At 74.0% G+C, this 2,988-nt stretch carries 4 protein-coding genes; 3 read left to right on the forward strand and 1 reads right to left on the reverse strand.

The genetic code is table 11. The features are described 5' to 3' along the window. The 3 genes from HW578_RS24840 to HW578_RS24850 all read left to right on the forward strand — a co-directional run. The coding region (locus tag HW578_RS24840; RefSeq protein WP_456308298.1) for a hypothetical protein at positions 1-247 on the forward strand (247 nt) is incomplete at its 5' end. Between the two features lie 3 nt (positions 248-250). Then, positions 251-991, forward strand: a complete 741-nt coding sequence (locus HW578_RS24845; RefSeq protein WP_198373380.1) for an ABC transporter ATP-binding protein — start codon at positions 251-253, stop codon at positions 989-991. Further along, positions 988-2,310: an ABC transporter permease gene (locus HW578_RS24850; protein ID WP_232479260.1), complete on the forward strand. Its 1,323-nt coding sequence runs from the start codon at positions 988-990 to the stop codon at positions 2,308-2,310. Before HW578_RS24845 ends, HW578_RS24850 begins: the two co-directional genes overlap by 4 nt. A gap of 154 nt (positions 2,311-2,464) precedes the next feature. Here HW578_RS24850 and HW578_RS24855 read toward each other — a convergent pair. After that, on the reverse strand, positions 2,465-2,988 hold a 524-nt coding region (locus HW578_RS24855; RefSeq protein ID WP_198373381.1), incomplete at its 5' end, for an NAD-binding protein.

Here is a 2,988-nt window from a genome sequence, read left to right on the forward strand (position 1 = left end):
GACGCCCGACCAGCGCGCACGGCTCGCGGCACTGCGCGGCGGCGGCGCGCCGCGCACCGGCACGCCGGGCACGGTCTGGGTGCTCGATGGCGACGGGGCGCCGCGCAGCGTCGCGGTGCGCACCGGCATCACCGACGGCACGGTCACCGAGATCCTCTCCGGCACGCTCGAGCCAGGCGCCGCCGTGGTGATCGGCCAGGACCGCGCCGGCGCCGCGGCGGCGGCGACCGGCCGACGGCTGTTCTGACCCATGGCCGCGCTGATCGAGACCGAAGGGCTGACCCGCACCTTCCCGGCGGGGGAGGGCGTGGTACGCGCGCTGGCCGATGTGACGGTCAGCATCCAGCCGGGCGAGTTCGTCGCGGCGATGGGGCCTTCAGGGTCGGGCAAGTCCACCTTCCTGAACCTGATCGGCTGCCTCGACCGCCCGACCGCCGGCCGCTACCGGCTGATGGGCGAGGAGGTCGAGACGCTCTCCCAGGACCGCCTTGCCGAGTTGCGCAGCCGGCGTATCGGCTTCGTCTTCCAGTCCTTCAACCTGCTACAGCGCGCCGATGCGCTCGCGAATGTGGAACTGCCGCTGGTCTATCGCGGCCTGCGCCGCCGCGCGCGGCGCGAACGCGCGGCGATGGCGCTGGCCGCGGTAGGCCTCGGCGACCGCATGCGACATCGCCCGTCGCAGCTCTCGGGCGGGCAGCAGCAGCGGGTCGCGATTGCGCGCGCCATCGTGGGCAGCCCCGACCTGCTGCTGGCGGACGAACCCACCGGCGCGCTCGACACGCGCACCGGCCTGTCGGTGGTGGCGCTGTTCCAGGCCCTGAACCGCGGCGGCGTCGGCGTGCTGATGGTGACCCATGATGCCGAGGTGGCGCGCTTCGCCTCCCGCGTGCTGCGCTTCCGCGACGGCCGGCTGGTGGGCGATGCGCGGCAGGACCCCGCCGATGCGGCGGCGATGCTGGCGGCGCTGCCGCCGATGGAGCAGGCGGCATGAACGCACCGGGGAGCATCGCGCGGGCCGAGCCGGCGGCGAGCACGCCATCGCCGGTGCTGCCGCCGCTGCCGCCCGGGCGCGGCGGCATGGACCTGGCGGAAGCCTTCCGCGGTGCGCTCTCGGCGCTGGCGGCGAACACCTTGCGGTCCATCCTGACCGCGCTCGGCATCTTCATCGGCGTCGCCGCGGTCATCGCGACGGTGGCGGTGGGCGAGGGCGCGCGGCGGCAGGTGACGGCGCAGATCCAGTCTCTCGGCGCCAACCTGCTGATCATCTGGGGCGGATCCGCCACCATGGGCGGCGTGCGGCTGGGTGCGGGCGGGCGGTCGAACCTATCCTACGACGATGCGGTCGCGATCGCCCGTGAGGTGCCCGAGGTCGAGGTCGCGGTCGGCTCGATCCGCCAGACCTTCCAGATGGTGGCGGGCAACCAGAACTGGTCCGCGGTGGTGATCGCCGCCGATCCGGATTTCTTCGACGCGCATGAATGGGTGCCGGAGAGCGGCCGGCTGTTCGGCGCCGAGGAGGCGAGCCAGGCGCGCAAGGTCGTGATCCTGGGCGCCACGGTGGCCGAGAACCTGTTCGGCGAGGAAGACCCGGTGGGGCGCGAGATCCGCATCCGCTCAACCCCCTTCGAGGTGATCGGCGTCATGGCCCGCAAGGGCCAGAACCCGATGGGCCAGGACCAGGACGACGCGGTCTTCATTCCCTATTGGACGGCGCGGCGGTCGGTGATGGGCGCGTCGCGCGCCAATGCCCGCCAGGTCGGCACCATCTCGGTGAAGGTGCACGAGGGCGAGGACATGCGCGAGGCGGAGGAGAACATCCGCGCCCTGATGCGCCAGCGCCACCGCGTCGCGGCCAACGAGCCCGACAGCGTCTCGGTGCGCAACCTGTCCGACATCCAGGCGACGCGTGATGCCGCGGCGCGCACGCTGTCGCTGCTGCTTGCCTCGGTGGCCGCGGTGTCGCTGCTGGTGGGCGGCATCGGCGTGATGAACATCATGCTGGTGAGCGTGACCGAGCGCACGCGCGAGATCGGCCTGCGCCTAGCCGTGGGCGCGCGGCGGCGCGACGTGCTGGCGCAGTTCCTGCTCGAGGCGCTGGTGCTGGCGCTGCTGGGCGGTGCGGTCGGCGTGGCGGCGGGTGTGACGCTGTCGCACCTGGTGGCGGACCTGGCGGGATGGCCGGTGCTGGTGACGATGGAGTCAGTGCTGCTGGCGGTGGGCGTTTCGGCGCTGACCGGCCTGTTCTTCGGCTTCTGGCCGGCGCGGAGCGCCGCGCGGCTCGACCCTATCGCGGCGCTGCGGCACGACTGATTTCGCCCTCAGGCGCCGGGCGCCCGCTCCGCGGGCTTGGCTGCGCGCCCCGCACTGGTGCGCTGGCGGCAGCGGATGGTCTGGGCGCGGTCGCGCCTTGCGCTCCCGGATCGCGGCGGGGCCGCGATCCGCTTGCCTTCTTGCGCGTCGCGCTTCAGCGCCCGGCGCGCAGCGCCTCCACAGTCTGCAGCGCTTCGGCAGGATCGACGCCCAGGCGCGTCATCGCGTAATCGGCCATGCCGAGGGCGATCTCGCGTTCGCCCATCACCACCAGGCCGACGCCGCGCTCGCGTTCGAGGAAGGCGGCCTCTTCCTCGTCATGGGCGCGCGCGGCGGCGATGATGGCGGCATTCGACGCGCGCGCCAGTTCGAGCACGCGCCGGCAGCCGGCGGCATCGGGCAGGCCAAGCACGATCAGCCGCGCCGCCTCCGGCCGCGCGGCCTTCAGCACCTCCGAGCGCGTCGCGTCGCCCCAGACCACGGGCACGCCTTCCGCGCGGAGCGTCTCGGCCACCTGGTGGTCGGCCTCGATCACCACATAGGGCTGGGCGTGGCGGCGCAGCGCGGCCGCCACCACGCGCCCCACGCGCCCATGCCCGACCAGGATCGCGTGGCCCGACAGCCCCTGCGGCGGCGCCTGCGACAGCCGGGCGCGGCCGCGCCGCAGCAGCCAGGCGC

The sequence above is a fragment of the Roseomonas rosulenta genome (genome assembly GCF_016106005.1).
GTDB classification, from domain to species: domain Bacteria; phylum Pseudomonadota; class Alphaproteobacteria; order Acetobacterales; family Acetobacteraceae; genus Neoroseomonas; species Neoroseomonas rosulenta.

Excerpts from the sequence above, each read along its gene's own strand:
- HW578_RS24845 (WP_198373380.1), top strand. The coding sequence starts at position 251 with ATGGCCGCGCTGATCGAGACCGAAGGGCTGACCCGCACCTTCCCGGCG.
- HW578_RS24850 (WP_232479260.1), top strand. The coding sequence starts at position 988 with ATGAACGCACCGGGGAGCATCGCGCGGGCCGAGCCGGCGGCGAGCACG.